At 49.8% G+C, this 877-nt stretch carries 6 tRNA genes and 1 rRNA gene; all 7 read left to right on the top strand.

The features are described from left to right. Window positions 1–10: 10 nt before the first annotated feature. The 7 genes from rrf to KNQ04_RS15520 all read left to right on the top strand — a co-directional run bounded on the left by rrf (window position 11) and on the right by KNQ04_RS15520 (window position 740). A 5S ribosomal RNA gene (gene rrf, locus KNQ04_RS15550) occupies window positions 11–126 on the top strand. 8 nt (window positions 127–134) lie between these two features. Then, a tRNA-Val gene (locus tag KNQ04_RS15545) sits at window positions 135–210 on the top strand. Between the two features lie 15 nt (window positions 211–225). Next, a tRNA-Thr gene (locus KNQ04_RS15540) sits at window positions 226–301 on the top strand. Window positions 302–362: 61 nt separating this feature from the next. Further along, a tRNA-Leu gene (locus KNQ04_RS15535) sits at window positions 363–449 on the top strand. Window positions 450–486: 37 nt separating this feature from the next. Continuing rightward, window positions 487–560: transfer RNA gene (locus KNQ04_RS15530), tRNA-Arg, on the top strand. A 5-nt stretch (window positions 561–565) separates the two neighbouring features. After that, window positions 566–642 (top strand) — tRNA-Pro (locus KNQ04_RS15525). Window positions 643–664: 22 nt separating this feature from the next. After that, window positions 665–740 (top strand) — tRNA-Ala (locus KNQ04_RS15520). The last annotated feature ends 137 nt before the right edge of the window (window positions 741–877 follow it).

The raw sequence follows: 877 nt of genomic DNA, 5'->3' as shown, positions 1-877 counted from the left end.
ATAATAGATGTCTGGTGGCGATAGCCAAGTGGTCACACCCGTTCCCATGCCGAACACGGAAGTTAAGCACTTGAACGCCGAAAGTAGTTGGGGGCTTCCCCCTGTGAGGATAGGACGCTGCCAGGCGTACATATGGAGGATTAGCTCAGCTGGGAGAGCATCTGCCTTACAAGCAGAGGGTCGGCGGTTCGATCCCGTCATCCTCCACCATTTTTATTTACACTTGCCGGTGTAGCTCAGCTGGTAGAGCAACTGACTTGTAATCAGTAGGTCGCGGGTTCGACTCCTGTTGCCGGCACCATTTTCATTTAAATATCACCGAAGATTCTTAACCAGAATTTAGGTTCTACCTTTAAAACCCTGCCGGGGTGGCGGAACTGGTAGACGCACAGGACTTAAAATCCTGCGGGGGTTTCCCCGTGCCGGTTCGATTCCGGCCCTCGGTACCATTTTTAATTATAATTACTGTTTGATCCATTATACCCCGCACCCTTAGCTCAGCTGGATAGAGTACTTGACTACGAATCAAGGGGTCGGGAGTTCGAATCTCTCAGGGTGCACTTTTCGGGAAGTAGCTCAGCTTGGTAGAGCACTTGGTTTGGGACCAAGGGGTCGCAGGTTCGAATCCTGTCTTCCCGACCATCTTCAATTTAATCCCTTTAATGGGGCCTTAGCTCAGCTGGGAGAGCGCCTGCCTTGCACGCAGGAGGTCAGCGGTTCGATCCCGCTAGGCTCCACCATTTTTTTCTTTGACGAACTTTGAAAACTGAACGATGAGGCAAAAAACGTATCTTCGGATACAAACAATGAATGAAGCGCAAGCTTCGTCAACGTGACTTTTAGTCACAAAAACGAGCAAGTCAAACACTTTATGGAG

This window comes from Exiguobacterium sp. s193 (assembly GCF_018618755.1).
Lineage (GTDB): Bacteria > Bacillota > Bacilli > Exiguobacteriales > Exiguobacteriaceae > Exiguobacterium_A.
This window is presented reverse-complemented; position numbering and strand designations above follow the sequence as displayed.